Here is a 22,783-nt window from a genome sequence, read left to right on the forward strand (position 1 = left end):
AGCCCGGAAGGTGCAGCGTAGTCTGCCGTGCATGGATGCCATGCCCCAGCGTCGCTATGATCCCCTTGCCTCCGTTCGGTCCGATGGCGAAAACCAGTGCGATCTCCTGCTCACCGGAACGGTTTTCCAGGACATCATCTTCACGGGCCTTCCGCACGCGCCCGAACCCGGCACCGAAGTGTGGAGTGAAGGCATGGGCAGTTGCCCTGGTGGAGTGGCAAACCAGGCGATCGCCGCGGCCCGACTGGGACTGCGGACCAATCTGGCCGCCACTTTTGGCGACGACGGGTACGGGGACTACAACTGGGAGATCCTGGAAACCCAGGAGCACGTGGATCTTTCCTTGTCCCGGCGCGTGCCCGGTTGGCACTCGCCGGTGACGGTGTCCATGTGCGTCAACCAGGACCGGTCCATGGTGACGCACGGGCACCCCGCACCGGTGAACGCCTCGGAACTCATCGGCCGGCCACCCAAGGCGCTCGCAGCCGTAGCGGACCTCGGCGAGGAACTGGAACCGTGGATGCTCGCCGCCAAGACGGCCGGCACCAAGCTTTTCGGTGTGGTGGGCTGGGACCCCAGCGGCGAATGGTCACAGCGCAGGCTGGAGCAGTTGGAGCATTACCACGCGTTCTTGCCCAACGCTCCCGAGGCCATGGCCTTCACCGGGAAAGCCGACCCTTGGGCTGCGCTCTACTCGTTGGCGGACAGGGTCCCCGTGGCTGTGGTGACGCTCGGACCGCAGGGTGCCATGGCCGTGGACTCCGAAACCGGCGAGGAAGAATGGGTGCCCTCGTTGCCCGTCTCTGCCTCGGACCCCACGGGCGCCGGGGACTGCTTCGGCGCGGCGTTCATTGTGGGCAGCCTCGCGGGTTGGAAGCTGGGGGACCGCCTGAGGTTCGCGAATCTCTGTGCCTCCTTGGCTGTACAGCAGGTGGGCGGTTCGCTTGCGGCCCCGGGCTGGGGAGACATTGCCGACTGGTGGCAGAGGGCCAACGCACGGAAGGAGCGCCAGTCGAGCCAATGGCTGCGGCGGTTCGCATTCCTTGAGCCGATCGTGCGGGACATCCCGGCCGAGGCCCAGCGGCGGGCCCGGGCAACCATCGCTCACCTGTCCGACGCTCAGTAGCCGGGCAAGCCGGGGAAGCAGCGCAGTTAACCCGGGTTCACCCACCCCACTAGAATCTCTAGGGTGACTTACGAAGCAGCAGCAGATATCGGGATCGGTTCCAAGCCCTCCATAGCAAAGTCGGCGATGCTTGAACGCTCGGCCGTGATCGACCTCGAAGCTGTTCGGCACAACGTTCGCCAGTTCGTCGGTATCGCTTCGCCCGCCTCCGTCATGGCCGTCGTCAAGGCCGACGCCTATGGACACGGAGCGGTGCAGGTGGCCCGTGCCGCCCTTGACGCCGGGGCCTCCTGGTTGGGTGTTGCCCACATTTCCGAAGCGCTCGCCCTGCGCGCAGCAGGCATCGATGCGCCCCTGCTTGCCTGGTTGCACACCCGCGAGAGCAACTTCCAAGCGGCAGTTGCCGCCGGCATCGACGTCGGAATCTCCGGCTGGGAACTGGACGCCGTGGTGGCGGCAGCCCGGGACCAGGAACGCCCTGCACGCGTGCACCTCAAAATCGATACCGGCCTGGGCCGCAACGGCTGCACTATCGACGACTGGGACCAGCTCCTGGGCCAGGCCATGGAGTACCAGGACGAGGGCCTGCTGCGCGTGGTGGGGGTCTTCTCCCACCTGGCCGTTGCCGATGAACCGCAGCGGCCGGAAACCGACGAACAACTTACCGTCTTCCGCGAGGCCTTGGCCATGGCCGAGGACGCCGGGGTGGACACCGAAGTCCGGCATATCGCCAACACTCCTGCCACGTTGTCCCGGCCCGATTCGCACTTCGACCTGGTCCGCGTAGGCCTGGGCGTCTACGGCCTCTCGCCCTTCCAAGGAGCTACGTCCGCCGAACTCGGCCTCCGGCCGGCCATGACCGTTCGGACCCTGTTGTCCAACTGCAAGAAAGTTCCCGAAGGCCAAGGCGTGTCCTACGGACTGAACTACCACACCACCACGGAGAGCACGCTTGGGCTGATCCCGCTGGGATACGCGGACGGTGTGCCACGTGTTGCCACGGGCGGACCGGTCCGCGTGAACGGTGTCACCTACCCCGTGGTGGGACGTATCGCCATGGACCAGATGGTCATTGACCTTGGACCCCTCACGGAGGAGGAAGCTGCCGGCCTCAAGGGCAGCGAAGCGGTGATGTTCGGCGACGGCACGGATGGTGGACCCACGGCAGACGACTGGGCTGCCGAAGCCGGGACCATCAACTACGAGATCGTCACCCGCATCAGTCCCCGCGTTCCACGAACCTATGTCAATGAGGTTCCCTCGGCAGCCGAGGTTGCGGCGGCATCCAAGGCAGCCGCCCTGTGAACAGCACACCCGCGAATTGGGAACGCAGCGTCAAAGTCACGACGGCGGAAGAGACCCACGAGCTCGCCGCATCGCTCGGTGGGGTGCTTGAGGCCGGAGACCTGCTGGTCCTGACAGGTGAACTGGGTGCCGGAAAGACCACCTTCACCCAGGGGCTCGGAGAAGGCCTCGGGGTGAGGTCCGGCATCATCTCACCCACGTTTGTCCTGGTCAGGATCCATCCAAACCTTGCCGACGGCCCGCGCCCGGGCGGTCCGGACCTGGTCCACGTGGACGCGTACCGGCTGGAGTCCTCGGGGGAGATTGACGATATCGATCTTGAAAACACCATGGACACGTCCGTGACCGTGGTCGAGTGGGGGCGCCACCGGGTAGAGCATTTGTCCGAGAGTCGGCTGGAAGTGGACCTGCACCGCGCAGTTGGCGGCGAGGACGCGCCCGGTGGGCAGGTCCTCGACTTTGACACCGAGGACGACGACGAGCCCCGCACCATCGTCTTCCGCGGCTTCGGCCCACGCTGGCAGGAAGCCCCGGCACTCCTTGAAACCACACTCCCCGAAGGAGGCAACTGATGCTGATCCTGGCCATCGACACCTCAGCCGTGGCTAGTGCCGCCCTGATTTCCGAGGACGCCATGGAAGGCGTGGTGGACTCCTTCGCCACCGAAGACACGCGCAGCCACGCCGAGGTCCTTGCTCCGGGAATCGAGAAGCTCCTGGCGGGCGCCGGAGTCACGGGGGCCGATATCGACGCTATCGTCACCGGTGTGGGGCCGGGTCCCTTTACGGGTCTCCGCTCCGGCATCGCCACAGCCCGGACGCTGGCCTTCGTCTGGAACAAGCCCCTGTACGGCCTGATGAGCCTCGACGCGATTGCGTTGGAAGTTGCTGAGTCCACGGCCGCTGTCCCCGAGTTCCTCGTGGCAACGGACGCCCGGCGCAAAGAGGTGTACTGGGCCCGCTACACCCTCGCCGAAGGCCAATTGCCGCAGCTGGTGGACGGACCCCATGTGGGCTTCGCGGCAGACCTCCCGGACCTTCCAGTCTTCGGGGCTGGTGCCGGGCTCTACGCAGAGGTGCTCAACGCGAACGAGGACTTCGCGGAAACGCAACCGGACGCCTCATCCTTGGGTCAGTTCGCGCTGGCCAAACTTTCTGCAGGACAGCCGCTGCTCGACTCAACGCCGCTGTACCTGCGGGAGTCCGATGCCCAGGTCCCCGGCCCACGGAAGCGTGCGCTCTGATGAAGCTCTCACCCAAACTTGAACTCGAGGGTGTCTCCCTGCGGGACATGACCGAGGCGGACGTCGCTGCCGTCGATGCCCTCGAGCGCCGCCTGTTCCCGGTGGATGCCTGGCCGCTGCAGATGTTCTTCGATGAACTCTCCCAGCCGGAAACCCGTCGCTACGTCGTGGCCGAGGCCGCGGGCGAGATCATCGCCTACGCCGGCTTGATGTGCATCGAGCCCATTGCGGACGTCCAGACGATCGCCGTCGTTCCTGAATTTGAAGGAAAGGGCATCGGCTCGGCGATCCTTACCGAACTGATCGAGGAAGCACGGCGCCGCCGCGCGGCCGACGTCCTGCTGGAGGTGCGCGCGGACAATCCCCGGGCCCAGCAGCTGTACCTGCGTTTCGGGTTCGAGCAGATCCACATCCGTCCCCGCTACTACCGCGACGGCACGGATGCCCTGATCATGCGCTTGCCGCTGAACAACTCCACCCCAACAGAAGGAGCCTCCGAGTGAGCGCCGCACTTCCCACGCAGCCGTTGGTGCTGGGCATCGAGTCCTCATGCGACGAGACCGGTGTCGGCATCGTGCGGGGAACCACGCTCCTGACCAACACGGTGTCCTCGTCCATGGACGAGCACGTGCGGTTTGGCGGTGTCATTCCCGAGATTGCTTCGCGCGCCCACTTGGACGCCTTCGTTCCCACGTTGCAGGAATCCCTCCATGAAGCGGGGGTGACGCTTGAGGACATCGACGCAATCGCCGTCACCTCAGGACCCGGCCTGGCCGGTGCGCTGATGGTGGGCGTCTGCGCGGCCAAGGCACTCGCCGTTGCTACCGGCAAGCCGCTCTACGCGATCAACCATTTGGTGGCGCACGTCGGAGTCGGGCTGCTGGATGCAAGGAACGACGCCGGTGCTGCCGCCGGCCTCGGTGCCGGGGAACTGCCGGAGAACCTCGGCGCACTTCTGGTTTCAGGAGGCCATACGGAAATCCTGCGGATCCGCAGCATCACCGACGACGTAGAGCTCCTGGGCTCCACCATCGATGACGCCGCAGGCGAGGCGTATGACAAGGTGGCCCGCATCCTTGGCCTCGGCTATCCCGGCGGTCCCGCCATCGACAAACTGGCACGGCAGGGAAATCCGAAGTCCATCCGCTTCCCGCGCGGCCTGACGCAGCCCAAATACATGGGCACCGCAGAAGAGAAAGGCCCGCACCGCTACGACTGGTCCTTCAGTGGCCTGAAGACCGCTGTTGCCCGCTGCGTGGAACAGTTCGAAGCCCGCGGCGAGGACGTCCCCGTGGCTGATATCGCTGCGGCGTTCCAGGAAGCCGTGGTGGACGTCATTACGTCCAAAGCGGTGCTGGCCTGCAGGGAACACGGGATCACGGACCTCCTGTTGGGCGGTGGCGTCGCCGCCAATTCGCGGCTTCGCGAACTGACGCGTCAGCGCTGCACCTCGGCGGGGATCAAGCTCCACGTTCCGCCCTTGAACCTGTGCACGGACAACGGTGCCATGGTTGCTGCCCTGGGAGCCCAACTGATCATGGCTGGAATCGGACCCAGTGGAGTGTCCTTCGCCCCGGATTCGTCCATGCCGGTGACTACGGTTTCAGTGCCGGCCTAGATCCGCATTGCTCTGAATCCACGGCGGGAGGGGACATCAGGCGTCCGGTCCTTTGCGCATTTGCTGCACGAGGTCCATCACCACTGCCTGGAGGTCGCCGTTGTGCTCGGCTGCCACGCGGCGCTGGCGCTGGTAGCTCGCGCCCCGTTCGATGATCCTGGCCACGTCTGCGAGTTCCTCGGAGCAGCCGAGCTCGGCAGCGATGGGCCTCAGCCGGTCGAGGGTCTCGGTCAGGTGTTCGGTCACGAGCTTCTCGTTGCCCTCGGCGTCGAGGATGATGATCGCTTCCATCCCGTACCGGGCCGCGCGCCACTTGTTCTCCTGGACGTGCCATGGCGGCATGGTGGGGATGGTGCCGCCGGCATCGAGGATGCCGGAGAACTCATGGACCAGACACTGTGTCAGCGCTGCGATCGCGCCCACTTCTTCAAGCGTGGCAAGGCCATCGCAAATGCGCATCTCGATGGTGCCCAGGGCGGCAACCGGGCGGATGTCCCAGCGGATCTCTGAGATCGCATCGATGACGCCGGTGGTAAACATGTCCTGGACGTAGGCCTCGTACCCATCCCACGCGTCGAACTGGAACGGAAGTCCCGCCGTCGGAAGCTGTTGGAACATCAGGGCGCGCTGTGACGCGTAACCCGTTTCTTCGCCCGCCCAATAGGGGCTGGACGCGGACAGTGCCTGGAAGTGCGGGAAGTAGTTGACCAGGCCGTCCAGGATGGGGAGGACCTTGTCCTTGCGGTCGATGCCCACGTGGACGTGCACGCCGTAGATCACCATCTGGCGTCCCCACCATTGGGTGCGCTCAATCAGCTTTGCGTAGCGTTCCTTGTCCGTGACCGGCTGGAGCAGCGGAGGGCTGAAGGGGTGGCTGCCGGCGCAGAACACCTCCACACCCATGGTGTCTGTGACTTCGCGGACGGCGGCCAGGGAGCGGCTCAGGTCTTCCTTGGCTTCCTTGACCGTTTCGCAGACCCCGGTGACGAGTTCCACGGTGTTGAGGAGGAGTTCGCGCTTGATGTGCGGGTGCTCGTCGTCCTCGTTGAGGTCGGGGTGGTTGGCGGCGACGCCCTTCAGGACATCGTTCGCGACCGAGACCAGTTCCCCTGTCCGTGCGTTGACGAGCGCCAGCTCCCATTCCACACCCAGTGTCGATTGCCTGGATGGCGCAAAATCAATCTGCACGTAGTCCCCTCGTTATGTTCGTCGCGCTTCCCCGCTGCGGGGCCGCCAGCGGTCGGCTCAAGTCTAGTGCAGCGGCCCGCCCGGAGATGCTGCAACTACCGTCAGTGAATTGCTAATGAGAATGATTCTTAACTAGGATGTTGGCATGCACCTCTCCATCGTCAGTTCCCTGGACAGTCAATGCCGCGAAGTGGCGGCGGCCCGGCTCGGCCGGACCCACAGCAACTCCGCCGTCGTTTTCCACGACCTCCTGGATGGGTCTGTGGTCCTCCGTCGCGTCTACCGGGACGGTCAACTCTTTGAGCGCGAAACCACCGTCCTGGAACATGGGTGCCTGAGCTGCACTGTCCGGTTGGACATTATTCCGACGGCGGAGCGGCTCGCCTCGTGCGGTTTCGACCATGCGGTCCTTGGCTTGCCGCCGGGGGTGGCTGCGGGCATGGTGGTAGCTGAACTCCGTCAACGTCCGGGGAATTCGCTGGTGATCGACAATGCGGTACTGGCCCTGGATCCGGCCGACGTGGAAGACCATGTCTGGGACCGCCATACCCTGTTCGAGTCCGGATTCACGTCCATGCCGCAGGATGACCGCACCAGTGGGGAATTCCTCATTGGCGAATTCGGTCAGGTGGACACAGTCATGCTCCACGCGGGCCTGGGGGCGGAGCTCGCGGGTGATCCGCGGGTGGATTCGGAGGCTTGGGGATCCGGAGTTGAATTGCTCGGTGAACTGGCTCCGCATGCCGCTGTGGTGGGCTCCTCCGATGAGTTCAGGCCGGGATGCTACGACGATGCCGAAGCCGCAGCCCGCACCAGGCCTGGCACGGTGCGCGTTCCGTTGGACGAAGCCCCCGGGCTCTTCAGTACCGTCCTGCATAAGGCATCAAGGCCACTTCATCCTGGGCGCTTTCGGGAGGCGCTGCCCCAACTGGCGGCCGGAACCCACTGGATGCGGGGCCGTCTATGGATCGCATCAGCGGCGGGGGTCCGGATTGCCATCCAAGGCGTTGGTCCCCGCGTGTGGCTGGAAAGCACCGGGCCTTGGCTGGCGGACGTGGTCGGCACCGCAGGTCCGGGAGCCGACGTCGACGCCGTCCTCGACTGGCATCCCCACCATGGTGACCGCGGTACCGTCCTGGCCATCACTGGACGCTCGGAGGACGTCGACCCCGGGGAGATTCGTCGCTTGCTGGACGATTGTCAGATTACCGAGGCAGAAATGGCGCTGCATCCCGCGGAGTGGCACGACCCCTTCGAGCTCAGTGAAACCCTCTGATCCCTACAACATAAGGAGAACAACCATGAAAGTCCGGAACTCGCTTCGCGCGCTCAAGAAGATCCCAGGAGCACAGATCGTCCGTCGCCGCGGACGCACCTTTGTGATCAACAAGCAGAACCCGCGCATGAAGGCGCGGCAGGGCTGACGTATCCAGTGGGCAAGCCGGCAAAATAAATATGACTTATTCACCCGGCTTGCCCATCATGGTTGTTTAATGGGTGCATGCCCATCCTGAACAAAGACATGGCCCTCTGCATCTCGCTTGCTGCCCGACCCAGCAACATTGGAACCAGGTTCCACAACTATCTCTATGACCTGCTCGGCCTGAACTTTGTCTACAAGGCCTTCGCGCCCGCGGACATTGCGCTCGCCGTGGCCGGAATCAGGGGCCTTCCCATTCGCGGTGCGGCGGTATCCATGCCCTACAAGGAGGCCGTCATCCCGCTGGTGGATGTGATGGACCCGTCCGCCAAGGCCATCGACTCCGTCAACACCATCGTCAACAACGATGGCGTGCTGACTGCTTACAACACCGACTACATCGCTATTGCCCGACTCTTGAAGGATCACGAAGTGCCAACGACGCACTCGGTCCTCCTGCGGGGAGCAGGCGGCATGGCCAAGGCTGTGGCCGCTGCTTTGCGGGATGCCGGCTTCACCAATGTGACCATCGTGGCCCGTAACGAAATCTCAGGTAGGGCGCTCGCCGAACTCTATGGCTTTGGATGGCAGGACGACGTCAACGGAGCCACTGCCGATCTCATCATCAACGTCACGCCGCTGGGCATGGCCGGCGCTGACGAGACTGCCCAGTCCTTCGACGATTCCACCATCGCTGCGGCGACGGCGGTGTTCGATGTGGTGGCCTTGCCGTCGGAAACGCCGCTCATTGCTGCGGCGCGCAGGGCGGGCAAGCCGGTCATTACGGGAGCGGAGGTCATCGCCATCCAGGCCGAGGAGCAGTTTGTCCTCTACACCGGCGTCAGGCCAACGCCCGAACAGGTTCGTGAAGCCTCGGAGTTCTCCCGTCGCTGACGTTCGGATGTCCTAGTCCGATCCAGTTGAGAGTCTGCTGTCGGTATACGCTTCGTTAGGGATTAATCATTTCGATGGATTAATCAGAATCCTTACGAAGTTGGTGGAGCAGCAGTGACGTTCGACATTGATACGGGCAGGACTCTGGCGGTGGTGGCTGCCTCGAAGCAGCGCATGGAACAGCTTCCAGCCGTTCAAGCCAAGCTGAGGCATGTGTGTGATGACATTCGTGGCGCACTGCGGAGTGGGCCCGTCTATATGGCGATGGAGAGTTACGAAGACTCTGTACTCACGGTGGATGTCCATGGGCTGGCGCGGCGAACGGCCAACATCTTTGGTGGTACCCGCGAGGCGGTAGCTGCCTACGTGGCGTGCGACGAGGCCATGGCGGCCACGGCCCTGGCGAACGCTCGGAGCATCGTGGTGTTGCGTCCCGGAGATTTGCCGCTGGACATGTCCTACTGGAATCCCAACTCCAGGGATTTCCCACGTGACATGTCCCCCTGGAATCCGGCGAAGTAGGGCTGTCGTGTACCAAGTTGATGCGTCGGCTATGGACGGATGGCCGGACCCTGAAGCGTTGGAGATGGCGGCGAACCCTCTGACAGAGAACGCGCAGGGCATCGTGAACATTGTGCAAATGGCGTCGTCGGAGTGGTCTGCCATGGCTGATGCGTACCGGGCTCCGGAGGCGCCGGAATTGTTGGCTTTGTTTAAGCCGGTGACCCAGAAGAGTGAGGGGATCCGGGCCGGTCTTGCGGTGGTGTATCGGGCGTTGATGGCGTATGCGGATGACATCCGGGACCTGAACCGGCGTCGTGCTTTGTTGCTGGACGAGATCGGGCAGTTTCATCGCGAGCGGGACCGGTATGAGGAGCGGGTGGCGTTCATGGAGCAAGCGGGTGACCTGTTGGCTTCGTCGGGCGGTGCTGCTCTTGCTTTGCAGGCCGCGGATCTGGAGCGCCGGGTGCGGTTGCTGGCATCGCAGCATGAACAAGCGCAGCAGGACTGCGCCCGTCAGATCAATCGCGTCTATTCGATCGACCCGTCAGTTCCGGTGTATTACGACGGCGGAGCGGCGAGGGAGTTCCGGGCGGACTTCACCAGGTTCCGGTTGCAAAAGTTGGAGGCCAGCGGTGGGGGCGGCATTGAAGGTGCTGTGGAGACGCTGGCCCTGCTGAAGTCCATGTCGGCCGGGGAGTTGCTGGACTACGGCTCGGCTGAGACGGATTACCTCCGCAACGGACTGAAGGACCAACCGACGGTGGCTTATGTCCAGGGCTGGTGGGCTGGGATGTCTTCCGAGCAACAGGCGGCGTTGTTGGTGGCCGCACCGGGGATCATCGGAAACCTCAACGGGATCCCTTATGCGGTCAGGGCGAAGGCCAACCGTGCCAACCTTGACGCAATCTACAACGACACGCGGACCAGCGAGGGGGACAAAGCGGTGCTGCGGGAAATCTACAAGGCCCTTATGCCAGTCGATAAGAAGAGCACAACAGCCGCAAGGAGCATTATTTCGTTCGCGCCCAAAGAAAACGGCAAGCCGCTGGTTGCCGTTGCTATCGGCGATCTGGACACAGCAGTCCACGTGACGTGGAACGTCCCGGGGATGAAAACCACCGTGGCTGACGGGCTGGAATCATGGACTAAATCCGCGCAGGACCTATACGACGAACAGGGACAGGCCCTCGATGGCGATGGCCGGAAGACTGGCCACGCCGTTGTGTCGTGGGTTGGTTACGACACGCCTGAGGCGCCGCCCAGCGGCGAAGTGCTGTCGACAGAGTTGGCCAGGGCTGGCGGGGTGAAGCTGGCCGCGGCGTTGGATGGCTTCAGCGAGACCCGCGCCGTCCTGGGGGAGAAGGCCGTGAAACTGAACGTTGTGGCCCATTCGTATGGGACCACTACGGCCTCCTATGCCTTAAAGGCCATCTCCCATGAGGTTGCGACGGCTACGTTCTTTGGCTCTGCCGGGATTGCAGGGCGGGATGTTGGCTCTGCAGAGGATCTGCATGTTTCTAAAGACATAGACGGCGAGGCCGAGGTTTATCTGACCGCGGCGAGCGAGGACCGAGTGGCGCCCTGGGGGATTCTGGGGAGTGGGCTGCGGGGTCGCGAGGGGCGCCTCGATCCAACGGGTGAGTGGTTTGGGGGCAAGACCTTCTCCTCCGAAGGCGGTTACGATCCGGACACTGGGCACTTCTACAAGCGGACCACCGGCCACGATGCCAAAGGGTGGGCAGTGAATGGCAGCGGAGACTCATTGTTCGCCGCCACTGAACTCCACGGCTACCTCGACCCGGACACCGAATCTGCGCACAACATAGCCATGACCTCAACCGGACGAGGGGCCCAGATCAAGCAGCTCTTACCACTTCGCCGCGAAACACAAACGGGCTACGGCGGCATGTACTTTTCGAATGGGTCGTGGATCGAACGTGACCTGACTCTTGAAGAAATCGCAGAGGAACAGGGCAAATGACAACGACAAAGTACGACCGCAAAGCGTGGTTGGCATCGATGATGGTGGGGTGCTTGATGATGGCAGGATGCAACGCAAACCCAACAGGTGGCGACGGACGCGGACAGCCGGGACCCGGAGAGCGGAGCGCGCAGGAAGTGTTCGCGGAATTTCTGGACGCCATTGACGACACAGTCCGACAATCCGGGACGAATTGGGTCGAGTGGGACCGAAACGATACGTCCGGATATTTCCCACCACCGTGCTCCGTTCGGGCCCGTGACGATGGTAGGGCATATCAAACGCAGATTGAAGGCGGATCTATTGCTAACCCCCAGGCAGCTGCCGAGCGAATGAAAGCTCACTGGGAATCGAGGGGCTACATAATTGGCAATACCTTCAACAACATGGGTGGAAACACTACGGGCATTCAGGTCAATGCCAGAAGTCCTCGCGGGTTACTTGTACAGTTCACACCGTCTTCGGAGACGAGCTTTATCAAGGTCGTAAGTGAATGCACCTTGGATCCGGCTGCCGAGAGCAGGACGACGTAGTTGTGATTCGTGAACTAGCCGTACCCTCCTGGCCCGCGCGGTGGTGTTCGAAGGTCTTCGCAGTGATGGCTGTGGTGGGTTTGGGCTTGTCAGGGTGCGCTGCAAACCCAACTAGTGGTGGCCAGGGCGGCGAGCCGGGGCCAGGACAGCGGAGCGCGGCGGAGGTGTTCACGGACTTCATGGATGCCATTGATGACACGGTGCAGCAGTCTGGCGCAGATTGGCCCATTTGGGATCCCAATCGCACCGCAGGATTCTTCCCGGGGCCATGCTCGGTTCATAGCAAGGACGATGGTAGGGCCTATCAGACACAGATAGAGGGTGGCCCGGTTGAGGATCCGCAGGCTGCCGTGGACGCCATGAAGGCCCATTGGAAATCGAAGGGTTACAGGATTACACACGTCTTCGACAACATGGGTGGAAACACCACCGGCATTGAGATTCATGCTGTAGCCCCGCGAGGCATGCTCCTGATTTTCACGCCGTCGAAAGGTACGTCATTCATAAACGTTCACAGCGAATGCACCCTAGACCCGGCTGCCGCCAAGAAGACGACGTAGGTGTGGTTGGTGAATTCTCAGGGCGCTCCCAGGGTGCGTGGCGGTGTTCGAAAGTCTTCGCGGCGCTGGCCATGGTGGGTTTGGTGGCTTCGCGGCGACAGAGGCAATGCTCGGCTAAACGCTAACCGGCTCCACCACCACAACCACCCGCTCTTCGCCGATCCTGGTGAGCACCAGCGTGGCTGTCTTCGCCTTCCCGGAGGGCTTACCGGGCAGCAGCTGTTTCCGGAGTTCCTCGGGCGTGACCGCGGTGCCGCGTTTCTTGATGTCCAGCACGGTGATGCCGTTTGCCTTGACCCACGCCTTGAGGGCTTTGACGCTGTAGGGCATCACCTCGAGCACGCGGTAGGCGCGGGCGAAGGGGGTGTCGTGGAGTTCGGGTGCACAGATGTAGGCGATGTGTTCGTCCACCAGGTGTCCGCCGAGTCGGTCAGCAACATCGGCCACCAGCCCTGCCCTGATGACTGCACCGTCCGGTTCGTACAGGAACCCTTCCACGGGCCCGACGGCGGCTTCCGGACCGCCGTCGAAATCCTCGCCGCTGGTGATCTCGGCAGCGCCCTGGGCGCCGATCACCAGCGCTGCGCGGCGAACCCCGGGGCGGGCGACGGCGTTGAACCAAAGGGTTACCTCGGTGACATCGCCACCCACGGAGACCCACTGCGCCTCGCAATCGGCCGGGACGGAATCGTGGGGCATGCCTGGGCCCATTTTGACCCCCACTGCGCGGCCGGTTGCTGCCAGGCCCTCGACGAACGAGAGCGGGGGAGAGAACGCCTCGGGGTCCCAGATTCGCTTTGTTCCAGAGGTTGAGGTAGTTCGCCGGGCAGGATCGAGCCACACGCCGTTCACTCCGGAGAGGTCCACGGAGGTGGCATCGGAATGTACCACCGTGGCGTGCGGGAACGGCATCAGGTTGATGGTGGCGCAGGCGGCTGTGGTCTCGTCCATCTCCACCGCAGTGACGTTGACGTCCATGGATGCCAGTGCCAAGGAATCGGCGCCCAGCCCGCACCCCAGATCAGCCACGTGGGAGATCCCAGCCTTCACGAAGCGCTCGGCGTGCCGGGCTGCAACATTGAGTCGGGTGGCCTGTTCCAAGCCCGCCTGGGTAAACAGCATCTGGTGGGCAAACTCGCCGAATTTGGCCTCGGCCTTGGTCCGCAAGCGCGATTGCGTCAGGACGGCGGCTACAAGCTCGGGGGAGTGCCCGGCCTTGCGCAGGGACGCATTCAGGGCCAGTACGTCGGCTTCCCGGTAAGGTCCCAGCGAGCCAAGCAGTTCCCATCCTTCGGTGGTGAGCAAGGGCGCGAGGTGTTCCTGGGGAGCGTTGGGCATGGCATCCAGCTTAACGTTTCGCGCCCGGGGCTGAGACCGGACCGATCAGCCCGATAGGGTTGATTTCATGGAAGACACCGCAGCTCCGCAGCCCTCCCACGCCGACAACCCGGACAATAACCAGCCCGTCCGTCCCGGAGCCGATGGACATTCCGCCGGTCGTTCCCTTACGGCCTACGCGCGGCCCGCCTTGATTGCGGGCGTCGTGATTGCCGTGATCTGCGCGGGCCTGCTCATTGTGATTTTTGCGTTGGACTCCTTCAATGCTGCCGCCTATTCGGTGACGGGCAAGAGTGTCAATGACGCTACGGACGAGGCCCGCGACATCCGGGAGCTGTACAGCGGAGTACGCGCCGGCGGGATCATCGGCCTGGTGGTTTCCGGCGTCGTGGCCGTTGCTGCGGGTGTTGTTCTCTACCTCAACCGCGGGGCCACGGCAGTGGACGGCGACGACGAGGACTACGACCTGGACGACCTCAGGGACCAGTAAGCCGGGTTCACCCATGACGAAATGCTGGCACTCACCTTGACCGAGTGCTAACGCCTTACATAGAGTCTTGGTTAGCACTCTCCCTAGGTGGGTGCTAACACCACCGCCAGGCAGCTACCGGCACCGCGACGACGGTTGCACGCCTCGGCACCCTTGTTCTTAGTCCATGAATCAGCTCATGAAAAGGAGAGATCCGAGTGTCGGTCTCGATTAAGCCTCTTGAGGATCGTATTGTTGTTCGCCCGCTCGAAGCAGAGCAGACCACGGCTTCCGGCCTGGTCATTCCGGACTCCGCACAGGAGAAGCCGCAGGAAGGCGAAGTTGTTGCAATCGGCCCCGGCCGCTTCGATGACAACGGCAACCGCGTACCGGTGGACGTAGCCGTTGGCGACGTCGTTATCTACTCCAAGTACGGTGGAACCGAAGTCAAGACCGGTGGCAGCGAGTACCTCGTTCTGTCCGCCCGCGACGTCCTCGCGATCGTCGTCAAGTAACTTCCTGGAACCCCGCACCGCAGGCATCGTTGGAATTTTCTCCAGCCGCCAGTGGTGCGGGTTTTCCGTTCTGAAAGGACACAACCATGGCAAAGCAGCTTGCGTTTAACGACGCTGCCCGCCGGTCGCTTGAGGCCGGTATCGACAAGCTCGCCAACACCGTCAAGGTGACCCTCGGCCCCCGTGGCCGCAACGTGGTGCTGGACAAGAAGTGGGGCGCCCCCACCATCACCAACGACGGCGTGACCATCGCGCGCGAAGTCGAGCTGGACGACCCCTACGAGAACCTTGGCGCACAGCTGGCCAAGGAAGTCGCCACCAAGACCAACGATGTTGCCGGTGACGGCACCACCACGGCCACCGTGCTCGCGCAGGCCTTGGTCAAGGAAGGCCTGCGCAACGTCGCAGCCGGCGCCGCTCCGGGCGAGATCAAGCGCGGCATCGAGGTTTCCGTGGAAGCCATCGCCGCCCGCCTGCTGGAGAACGCCCGCGAAGTCGAAGGCACCCAGGTTGCCAACGTCGCAGCGATCTCCGCACAGAGTGATGAGGTTGGCGAACTGCTGGCCGAGGCTTTCGGCAAGGTGGGCAAGGACGGTGTCATCACCATCGAAGAGTCCTCCACCACGCAGACCGAGCTGGTCCTCACCGAGGGCATGCAGTTCGACAAGGGCTACCTTTCCCCGTACTTCGTCACCGACGCAGAGCGCCAGGAAGCAGTCCTCGAAGACGCGCTGATCCTGATCAACCAGGGCAAGATCTCCTCGCTGCAGGACTTCCTGCCGCTGCTGGAGAAGGCCCTCCAGGCTTCCAAGCCGCTCTTCATCATCGCCGAAGACATCGAAGGCGAAGCCCTGTCCACGCTGATCGTCAACCGCATCCGCGGCACGCTCAACGTTGTGGCCGTCAAGGCCCCGGGCTTCGGGGACCGCCGCAAGGCCATGCTCCAGGACATCGCCACCCTCACCGGTGCACAGGTTGTTTCCCCGGATCTCGGCCTGAGCCTGGACACCGTTGGCCTCGAGGTACTGGGTACGGCACGCCGCATCACGGTCACCAAGGACAACACCACCATCGTTGATGGTGCCGGGACCGAGCAGGACGTAGCTGACCGCGTTGCACAGCTCCGCGCTGAGCTCACCCGCACGGATTCCGACTGGGACCGCGAGAAGCTCCAGGAGCGCCTGGCCAAACTGGCCGGCGGAATCGGCGTCATCAAGGTTGGCGCAGCCACCGAGGTTGAGCTCAAGGAAAAGAAGCACCGCATTGAGGATGCTGTCTCCTCCACGCGTGCTGCCCTTGAAGAAGGCATCGTTTCCGGCGGCGGTTCCGCCCTGATCCACGCCCTCAAGGCGCTGGACGAGGCTCCCGCCGTCAAGGCCCTGGAAGGTGACGCAGCTGCCGCTGTCGGCATCGTCCGCCGCGCCCTGACGCAGCCGCTGCGCTGGATCGCCCAGAACGCCGGTTTCGACGGCTACGTGGTGGTTTCCAAGGTCTCCGACCTGGACGCCAACCATGGCTTCAATGCCAAGTCCGGTGAATACGAGGACCTGATCGCCGCCGGCGTGATCGACCCCGTCAAGGTCACCCGCTCCGCTCTCCGCAACGCCGCTTCGATCGCTGCCCTGGTTCTCACCACCGAGACCCTGGTTGCCGAGAAGCCGGCTGAGGAAGAAGACGCACACGCAGGCCACCAGCACTAAGCTGCCTGCACAAAGGGACCCCGGTCACGCCTGCGTGGCCGGGGTTTCTTTATGTCTCCTGAGGGGTGCGGGATGGCTACCTGTTGCCTCATTGCAATACCTCCGGGAGGGTTGATTCGTTGCCTCATAGGTAAACCTCCGCTTAGGGGTATCGGGGGTGTCGTATCGCGGGTAGCCGACCAGTTCACGGACCCTGGCCCAGTTCTTCTGCTGCACGTGGGCGCCGTCATTCTTGTTGCCTGGGCGGGACCGGGTGAAGGTGATCCGGTCGCGATATCGGTCACTGTCAGGGTGAAACAGAACTCCCCGAGGCTGTTGCCGCCCTCGTGGCCAACCAGATCGATCTCCACGAAGCCCGGGACCGCGTCGTCCCACTGGGCCCACGTCCGGATGGGAATCTGTGCCTTCAACAGGGTTCCCGGCTTGGTATGGGAGCGTCCCCGCAGGGTTAGCTTCGCCCGTTCGCCGGCCAGCTTACGGTCGATCGTGGCTGCGCTCATGCTCATCAGTAACGCTGCTTGTTCATCCGTGATGACCAGTTCGTTCTCTCGGCGCAGCAAGGGCACCAGCACCGGCAGCATCGGCGCCAACAGCTTTCCCGCCGGAGCCCGCAGCACCGCCCAGCACTTGACCAGGGCAGGTAACAGCTCGGGCCCGTACACCGGAGATCTCCCGGGCCTGGGCCTGACGATTTTCAACACCAAAGCACCCCGCAACGCCGCTCTGGCATAGTCCCGGTGCCACCCGGTCAAGTCGACCAGCTCATCCAAAATCCTGGACTTCGCCGCCCGGGACGCGCCCTGATACGCCAGAGCCTTCCTCTTCGTCACAGCCTGCCGCTGGGCCATCGTGAGCTCCATGAAAACGGGCATACCCCAGACCGTCGCCGACACCCTCAACCACGCCACCACGCGGAGGTCTTCAAATGAGGCAACGTATCCGGCTACGCGGAGGTTTTCTATGAGTCAACGCGGGCTATTGTCCGCGTACGACGGCGGGCGGTAACCTGACGCTTGAAGCGGCGGTTGGGTACGCCAAGGGTGCCGCTTCCACCGGAGAAGTGAGACATGACAGTACCTGTCACTGCCCTGGACCTGGGTCGCACGGCTTTCACGGAACGCCGCTGGAGCGACGCTTTGGAGTGCCTCGTCCGCGCCGATTCGGAGGGCGGGCTGCCGCCCCAGGACATGGAGCTTCTTGCTTCGGTTGCCATGTTGCTTGGGCTCAACCGTGACGGAGTGGAGTACCTCGGCCGGGCGCACGAAGAGTACCTGACCGTGGGGGACACCGACAGCGCCGCACGTTGCGCCGCGTGGCTGGTGATGTTCCTCATGGATATGGGCGAACACGCCCACGGCAGTGGATGGCTGGCCAAGGCCAAACGGCTGGTTGAGGGAGTCGGACATCCTTCCGCGGGAGAAGGGTATCTGCTGATCCCGACTGGACTCGGCACCCTGCGCGGCGGTGACCCGGACAGCAGTTACCGCTTCTTCAGCAGGGCTTTGGAGATAGGTGAATCGCTCGGGGAAAAGGACCTCCAAGCCATGGGGCGCCTTGGCTTGGGGACTTCCCGCCTGGCGCTCGGCTACCCCGAGGAAGGCCTGCAACTGTTGGACGAGGTGATGGTATCGGTGACTGCCGGCGAAGTTTCGCCCATACCTACCGGGATCATCTATTGCGCCGTCTTGGGCAGTTGCCGCTTGGCCCAGGATGTAGGGAGGGCACAAGAGTGGACGGCCGCACTGGAGCGGTGGTGTGGGGAACGCCCGGACATGGTGATGTTCGGGGCGCAGTGCCAGGCCTTCCGCGCCGAGCTGCTGATCCTTCACGGTGCCTGGGACGAGGCTTTGGCCGTGGCCCGCGCCGCCGAAGGACGCATCCGCAAAGGCGATCCCGACGCGACCTTTGGTGCCTGGTACCAAGAGGGCGAAGTCTTCAGACTCCGTGGCCAGTGGGAAGGAGCCGAACAAGCCTTCAAGATGGCATCGGAAACGGGCTTCGAGCCGGAACCGGGCCTCGCCTTGCTTCGGCTCGCGGCCGGCAAGACGGCAGAGGCGCAAGCACGCATTCACCGCGCCGCAGCCGGCGCTGACCCTGCCAACCGGCGACGGTTGCTTCCTGCCGCCGTCGAGATTGATCTGCAGGCCGGTGACGTGGCAGCGGCGAGAACCGCCGTCGACGAATTGGCCGGCTGGCTTAATCCCGGAAGCCGGCCGTTGGAGCTCGCACTCGCCGCCGAGGCCGAGGCCGCGGTCCTGCTGGCAGAGGGGAAAGCGGAGCGTGCCTTGGGAGCGGCCCGGCGGGCTTGGCGGCTGTGGTACACCATTGAAGCGCCCTACCACGCGGCCGGGGCCCGGGTCATGGCGGGTCAAGCGTGTGCCGCGCTGGGGGATGCCGATTCGGCAGCCATGGAATTCGAGGCAGCCCGCGCCGATTTCGCGGACCTTGGTGCCGGGCCGGCGATGGCCCGGGTCCAGGAGCTCTGCGGCGGGCAATCCGGAAGCAAATCACTGCTCTCGCCCAGGGAGTCCGAGGTCCTGGCATTGATCGCTGCAGGACATTCGAACAAATCCATTGCGAGGCTGCTCTACCTCAGCGAAAAGACCGTTGCCCGCCACGTCAGCATCATCCTGGCCAAACTCGACGTCCCCTCAAGGGCGGCGGCAACCACCTACGCCTTCGAACACCACCTCATCCCCTGAATCCCCCTCAACACACCCCCACCCCCGGATCCTCTCTCACCGAACGCCCCTTTCCCGCGGACCCTCTCTCACCGACCGCCCCTTTACGGCGATCGCTCTCTCACTGCGCATAAATACCCACACCCTCTCCAGCGGACTGGGCAATCCTCCCGACGCGCCGGGAGCCCACGGCGCCATACGTTTGCCGTATCAGCACTCGCAGCACTATTCAGGAGGACAACTGCCACGCAAGAGAACCAGCGCACTGAGGTGGACACCGTCGTGGTGGGCGGCGGGCAGGCCGGACTGGCGATGGGCTATTACCTCGCCAGCCAACATCGGAACTTCGTCATCCTCGACGAGAACCCCAGAGCCGGAGCGGCGTGGCGGGAGCGGTGGGACTCGCTTCGGCTGTTCACGCCCGCAAAATACGACGGCCTCCCGGGAATGCTGTTCCCGGGAGACCACCTGGCCTTCCCCACCAAGGATCAGCTGGCGGACTTCCTGGAGGACTATTCCCAACGCTTCGAACTGCCCCTGGTCCTCGGTGCAGGGGTGGATGAGGTTCGGCAGGCTGCCGACGGCTTTGTTGTCGTGGCGGGGGAGCGGAGTTGGCATGCGCGGAACGTGGTGGTTGCCACAGGCGGGCACCAATTGCCCAAGCGGCCGGACTTTGCCAAGGACCTGGACCCTGGGATCATCCAAATGCATTCCAAGGACTATCGGAACGCACAACAGCTCCAGCCTGGGCCAGTGCTGGTAGTGGGACTGGGCAATTCCGGAGCGGAAATTGCCTTGGAAACCAGCCGTACGCACCCGACGTCCGTGTCCGGAAAACCAAGCGGCGAACTTCCCGTCCGCCATGGCCGGGCCGGGGCACGTTTCTTCCTTCCGGTGATCAGGTTCCTCGGCTTGTACGTCCTGACCCTGAACACGCCCATCGGCCGCAAGGCAGCACCGGGATTCAAGTCCATGGCTGCACCCCTGATCCGGACACGCAGCAAGGAGCTCCGTGCGGCGGGCGTCCAGATGGTGTCCAGGGTGGCCGGCGTTGCCGCAGGCAAGCCGGTGCTTGAGGACGGAACCACCCTGGACGTGGCAAATGTGGTGTGGTGCACCGGATACCGCGAGGACTTCTCATGGCTCAAACTGCAGGACGCAGGCTCCTTGGACCACCCTCGCGGCGTGGTGGAATCCGTACCCGGGCTTTACTTCCTGGGCCAGGAATTCCAGTTCGCTGCCGCCTCCGCCACGCTCCCGGGAGTTGGCAGGGATGCGCGGTATCTGGCTGGCGTCATGGCATCGGTTCGGCCTGCCAAGCAACGGGGAAACACGGAGGTTCAACCCCAACCAAAGGAGAAGGAAAGCGCCTGAGGGCGCATTAAAGTCCGTGGAATAGGTCACATGATTTTTCAGTACGATTGAGATAAGGCAACTGAGGATCGTTTGCCCCTGTCAGGCCCGGAATCGGCTTGGAAGGGCACAGCCAGAACACAGGTTCAACTGTGCTGTTCCATAGCGATGGATGAACTAATTGACCTCCGGAACCGGGTCCGTCCGCCCCACTTGACTGGGTTGCATGCGCGAAAACGCATATGATGGAACCTTTGTGAATGAGCCTTTGAGGAATCGCCTAACGTGACTGCACCAACGATCCAACAGCCCGCCCGTCCCAACAGGCGGGCCGCCGGACCCGTTGCAAAGTCCAAGTTCCGCCCGGAAATCCAAGGCCTTCGCTCCCTCGCAGTCCTCATGGTGGTCAGCTACCACATCTGGATTGGACGCGTCTCCGGAGGCGTGGACGTTTTCCTGCTGATCTCAGCATTCCTCATGACATTGCAGTTCACAGGCCGCTATAAACAGCGGAGGTCCATGGACCTCATCCGGCACTGGCTCCACTTGTTCCGCCGCTTGCTCCCGGCCGTGGTGGTGGTCCTGCTCAGCACCCTCGCCGCAACGTTCGTGTTCCTTCCGCCTACACGGTGGGTGGAAGTGGTGAACCAGGCGTGGGCATCCCTCTTCTACTTCGAGAACTGGCTGCTCCAGACCCTCGCGGTCAACTACTACGCCACCGACCACAGCCTTGCGAGCCCCGTCCAGCACTTCTGGTCGCTCTCCATCCAAGGCCAGGTCTTCATTCTGTGGCCCGTCATCTTCGCCACCATGGCGATCCTCTGCCGGAAGTTCAACCTCCGCTACCGTGCCTCCCTGGCCTACGTTTTCGCGATCATTTTCATCGCATCGCTGACGTACTCCATCATTTTCACTGCAAACAACCAGGCTGTGGCTTACTTCGATACCTTCGCCCGGTTGTGGGAATTCGCCCTGGGAACGCTGGTTGCCCTCATACTTCCGGCGCTCAACTTCTCAAAGCCCGTCCGCGTAGTCATGGGTTGGGTCGGCGTCGTGGCCATGCTCAGCTGCGGGATCATCCTGCAGGTTCAGACTGCCTTCCCGGGCTTCGTTGCGCTGTGGCCCACGCTCGCTGCCGTCTGCGTGATCGCGGCCGGCCAAACCGGAAGCCGCTTCGGCGTGGACCGGATCCTGAGCTCCAAGTTGCTGGTCCGCTTGGGTGACAACTCCTACGCCCTTTACCTGTGGCACTGGCCCATCCTGGTCATCGCGTTGGCCTGGAGCGGGAAAGAACACGCAGGCTGGTTGTCAGGATCAGCGATCGTTGCTTTGGCCCTGGTCCTGGCCTTCCTGACCACCAAGTTCGTGGAGAAGCCCTTCCGTGAGTGGAAGTGGCCTGAAGTGAAGAAGTGGCGGGCTGCGGTTTCCATCGCTGCCTGCCTGGCCATTGCCTGCACGCCGCTCCTGGGCTTCCAGTACAAGCAATACCTTGACCAGAAGGCTGCCGAGACCCAGGCCTTCAACGACAACCCCGGCGCGCACGCCCTCCTTCCGGGCTACGTGGACTTGGTGGGCGACGGCGCGAAGACGCTTCCGACGGCGGAACAGTTGCCGGAGGACTGGGCGCACCTTGGAGGCTCCTGCGAGGGAGATACCAAGCCGGATGACAAACTCCTGGCGGACAACTGCCAGACCAACGGTGTTGGCGACGACGCCGTGAAGAACATCGTGGTCCTGGGCGATTCGCATTCGCAGCAATGGCTGGCAGCGATTGGTCCCTTGGCCGAGGCTGAGCATTGGAAGGTCACTGCGCTCCTGCTGGGCGGGTGCCACTTCATGCCACAGAATCCGGATGCCGAAGCGCAGTGCAACGAGTTCAATGCCGCCGCATTCAATTACGTGGCCTCAAAGACGCCGGACGCCGTGTTCATGGTGGGAACCATGGCTTCTCCGTCGTCGCCGGACGAGAAGCTCGTGTATGGCTTTGACCAGACGGTGACCAACTTCAACGATTTGGGGATCCAGGTTGTGGCCATGCGCGACAACCCACGCTACGACTACAACGTCACCGAATGCGCCTTGGCCAAGGGCGTGGACAGTACAGAGTGCAAGTCGGACGAGCCCGACGTGCTGGCCACCGAAAGCCCGTTCGCCGCGGTACAGGGGACGTTCGGCAACGCAGCGTTCATGGATATGACCGACCTCCTGTGCGACGGCGTGACCTGCCCCAGCGTCATTGGAAACGTGTTCGTGTATCTGGACGACAACCACTTGTCCAAGACGTACGTCACCAGCATGGGGGACATGTTCGATGAGAGGTGGTTTGCCGCGACGGGGTGGACGCGATGATGGCTA

General features: G+C 63.4%; 21 protein-coding genes. 19 read left to right on the forward strand and 2 right to left on the reverse strand.

Annotation, left to right across the window (positions count from 1 at the left end; translation table 11 throughout):
- Window positions 1-31 precede the first annotated feature (31 nt).
- From ACIPV6_RS03915 to tsaD, 6 genes are all read left to right on the forward strand, one after another.
- Window positions 32-1,126, forward strand: a complete 1,095-nt coding sequence (locus ACIPV6_RS03915; protein WP_397321968.1) for a carbohydrate kinase family protein — start codon at window positions 32-34, stop codon at window positions 1,124-1,126.
- A 63-nt stretch (window positions 1,127-1,189) separates the two neighbouring features.
- Complete coding sequence (gene alr / locus ACIPV6_RS03920) at window positions 1,190-2,431, forward strand: alanine racemase (protein ID WP_400269615.1); 1,242 nt, start codon at window positions 1,190-1,192, stop codon at window positions 2,429-2,431.
- Window positions 2,428-3,003, forward strand: coding sequence for a tRNA (adenosine(37)-N6)-threonylcarbamoyltransferase complex ATPase subunit type 1 TsaE (gene tsaE, locus ACIPV6_RS03925; protein WP_400269616.1), 576 nt, complete (start codon window positions 2,428-2,430; stop codon window positions 3,001-3,003). Before alr ends, tsaE begins: the two co-directional genes overlap by 4 nt.
- Entirely contained in the window at window positions 3,003-3,674 is a 672-nt protein-coding gene (gene tsaB, locus ACIPV6_RS03930; RefSeq protein WP_400269617.1) for a tRNA (adenosine(37)-N6)-threonylcarbamoyltransferase complex dimerization subunit type 1 TsaB, read from the forward strand. The genes tsaE and tsaB overlap by 1 nt, the downstream gene beginning before the upstream one ends.
- Window positions 3,674-4,177, forward strand: a complete 504-nt coding sequence (gene rimI, locus ACIPV6_RS03935) for a ribosomal protein S18-alanine N-acetyltransferase (protein ID WP_400269618.1) — start codon at window positions 3,674-3,676, stop codon at window positions 4,175-4,177. The genes tsaB and rimI overlap by 1 nt, the downstream gene beginning before the upstream one ends.
- A complete protein-coding gene (gene tsaD, locus ACIPV6_RS03940) occupies window positions 4,174-5,292 on the forward strand; it encodes a tRNA (adenosine(37)-N6)-threonylcarbamoyltransferase complex transferase subunit TsaD (RefSeq protein ID WP_400269619.1) in 1,119 nt (372 codons plus the stop codon). Before rimI ends, tsaD begins: the two co-directional genes overlap by 4 nt.
- Window positions 5,293-5,328: 36 nt before the next feature.
- Here tsaD and ACIPV6_RS03945 read toward each other — a convergent pair whose 3' ends face one another.
- Window positions 5,329-6,480, reverse strand: coding sequence for a glutamate--cysteine ligase (locus ACIPV6_RS03945; protein WP_400269620.1), 1,152 nt, complete (start codon window positions 6,478-6,480; stop codon window positions 5,329-5,331).
- A gap of 145 nt (window positions 6,481-6,625) precedes the next feature.
- Here ACIPV6_RS03945 and ACIPV6_RS03950 point away from each other — a divergent pair, with 145 nt between their 5' ends.
- The 6 genes from ACIPV6_RS03950 to ACIPV6_RS03975 all read left to right on the forward strand — a co-directional run bounded on the left by ACIPV6_RS03950 (window position 6,626) and on the right by ACIPV6_RS03975 (window position 12,372).
- Window positions 6,626-7,756 (forward strand): GTP-binding protein, encoded by a 1,131-nt coding sequence (locus ACIPV6_RS03950; protein ID WP_400269621.1) that lies wholly within the window; start codon window positions 6,626-6,628, stop codon window positions 7,754-7,756.
- Window positions 7,757-7,781: 25 nt separating this feature from the next.
- On the forward strand, window positions 7,782-7,904 hold the full coding sequence (ykgO, locus tag ACIPV6_RS03955; protein ID WP_021472472.1) for a type B 50S ribosomal protein L36: 123 nt from the start codon (window positions 7,782-7,784) through the stop codon (window positions 7,902-7,904).
- 77 nt (window positions 7,905-7,981) lie between these two features.
- The gene (locus ACIPV6_RS03960) at window positions 7,982-8,794 is read left to right on the forward strand and encodes a shikimate 5-dehydrogenase (protein ID WP_400269622.1); all 813 of its coding nucleotides are present in this window, start codon (window positions 7,982-7,984) and stop codon (window positions 8,792-8,794) included.
- A gap of 114 nt (window positions 8,795-8,908) precedes the next feature.
- A complete protein-coding gene (locus ACIPV6_RS03965) occupies window positions 8,909-9,316 on the forward strand; it encodes a DUF6507 family protein (protein ID WP_400269623.1) in 408 nt (135 codons plus the stop codon).
- A 7-nt stretch (window positions 9,317-9,323) separates the two neighbouring features.
- Complete coding sequence (locus ACIPV6_RS03970) at window positions 9,324-11,279, forward strand: alpha/beta hydrolase (RefSeq protein ID WP_400269624.1); 1,956 nt, start codon at window positions 9,324-9,326, stop codon at window positions 11,277-11,279.
- Window positions 11,280-11,991: 712 nt separating this feature from the next.
- On the forward strand, window positions 11,992-12,372 hold the full coding sequence (locus ACIPV6_RS03975) for a hypothetical protein (protein WP_400269625.1): 381 nt from the start codon (window positions 11,992-11,994) through the stop codon (window positions 12,370-12,372).
- A gap of 114 nt (window positions 12,373-12,486) precedes the next feature.
- Here the strand turns inward: ACIPV6_RS03975 and ACIPV6_RS03980 are convergent, their stop codons facing one another.
- Window positions 12,487-13,710 carry an SAM-dependent methyltransferase gene (locus ACIPV6_RS03980; RefSeq protein ID WP_400269626.1) on the reverse strand — a complete coding sequence of 408 codons (1,224 nt, stop codon included), beginning with the start codon at window positions 13,708-13,710 and terminating at the stop codon, window positions 12,487-12,489.
- A 67-nt stretch (window positions 13,711-13,777) separates the two neighbouring features.
- Here ACIPV6_RS03980 and ACIPV6_RS03985 point away from each other — a divergent pair, with 67 nt between their 5' ends.
- The 7 genes from ACIPV6_RS03985 to ACIPV6_RS04015 all read left to right on the forward strand — a co-directional run bounded on the left by ACIPV6_RS03985 (window position 13,778) and on the right by ACIPV6_RS04015 (window position 22,777).
- Window positions 13,778-14,200 (forward strand): hypothetical protein, encoded by a 423-nt coding sequence (locus ACIPV6_RS03985; protein WP_400269627.1) that lies wholly within the window; start codon window positions 13,778-13,780, stop codon window positions 14,198-14,200.
- A 197-nt stretch (window positions 14,201-14,397) separates the two neighbouring features.
- Window positions 14,398-14,694 carry a co-chaperone GroES gene (groES, locus tag ACIPV6_RS03990; protein ID WP_018776625.1) on the forward strand — a complete coding sequence of 99 codons (297 nt, stop codon included), beginning with the start codon at window positions 14,398-14,400 and terminating at the stop codon, window positions 14,692-14,694.
- Window positions 14,695-14,780: 86 nt separating this feature from the next.
- Window positions 14,781-16,394: a chaperonin GroEL gene (gene groL, locus ACIPV6_RS03995; protein ID WP_397321993.1), complete on the forward strand. Its 1,614-nt coding sequence runs from the start codon at window positions 14,781-14,783 to the stop codon at window positions 16,392-16,394.
- Between the two features lie 498 nt (window positions 16,395-16,892).
- Window positions 16,893-17,126, forward strand: a complete 234-nt coding sequence (locus ACIPV6_RS04000) for a hypothetical protein (protein ID WP_400269628.1) — start codon at window positions 16,893-16,895, stop codon at window positions 17,124-17,126.
- A 335-nt stretch (window positions 17,127-17,461) separates the two neighbouring features.
- Window positions 17,462-19,096, forward strand: coding sequence for a LuxR C-terminal-related transcriptional regulator (locus ACIPV6_RS04005; RefSeq protein ID WP_400269629.1), 1,635 nt, complete (start codon window positions 17,462-17,464; stop codon window positions 19,094-19,096).
- Window positions 19,097-19,345: 249 nt separating this feature from the next.
- Entirely contained in the window at window positions 19,346-20,449 is a 1,104-nt protein-coding gene (locus ACIPV6_RS04010; protein WP_400269630.1) for a flavin-containing monooxygenase, read from the forward strand.
- Between the two features lie 264 nt (window positions 20,450-20,713).
- Window positions 20,714-22,777: an acyltransferase family protein gene (locus ACIPV6_RS04015; protein WP_400269631.1), complete on the forward strand. Its 2,064-nt coding sequence runs from the start codon at window positions 20,714-20,716 to the stop codon at window positions 22,775-22,777.
- Window positions 22,778-22,783 lie beyond the last annotated feature (6 nt).

The sequence above is a fragment of the Paenarthrobacter sp. NPDC089988 genome, from assembly GCF_044748465.1.
Classification (GTDB): Bacteria; Actinomycetota; Actinomycetes; order Actinomycetales; family Micrococcaceae; genus Arthrobacter.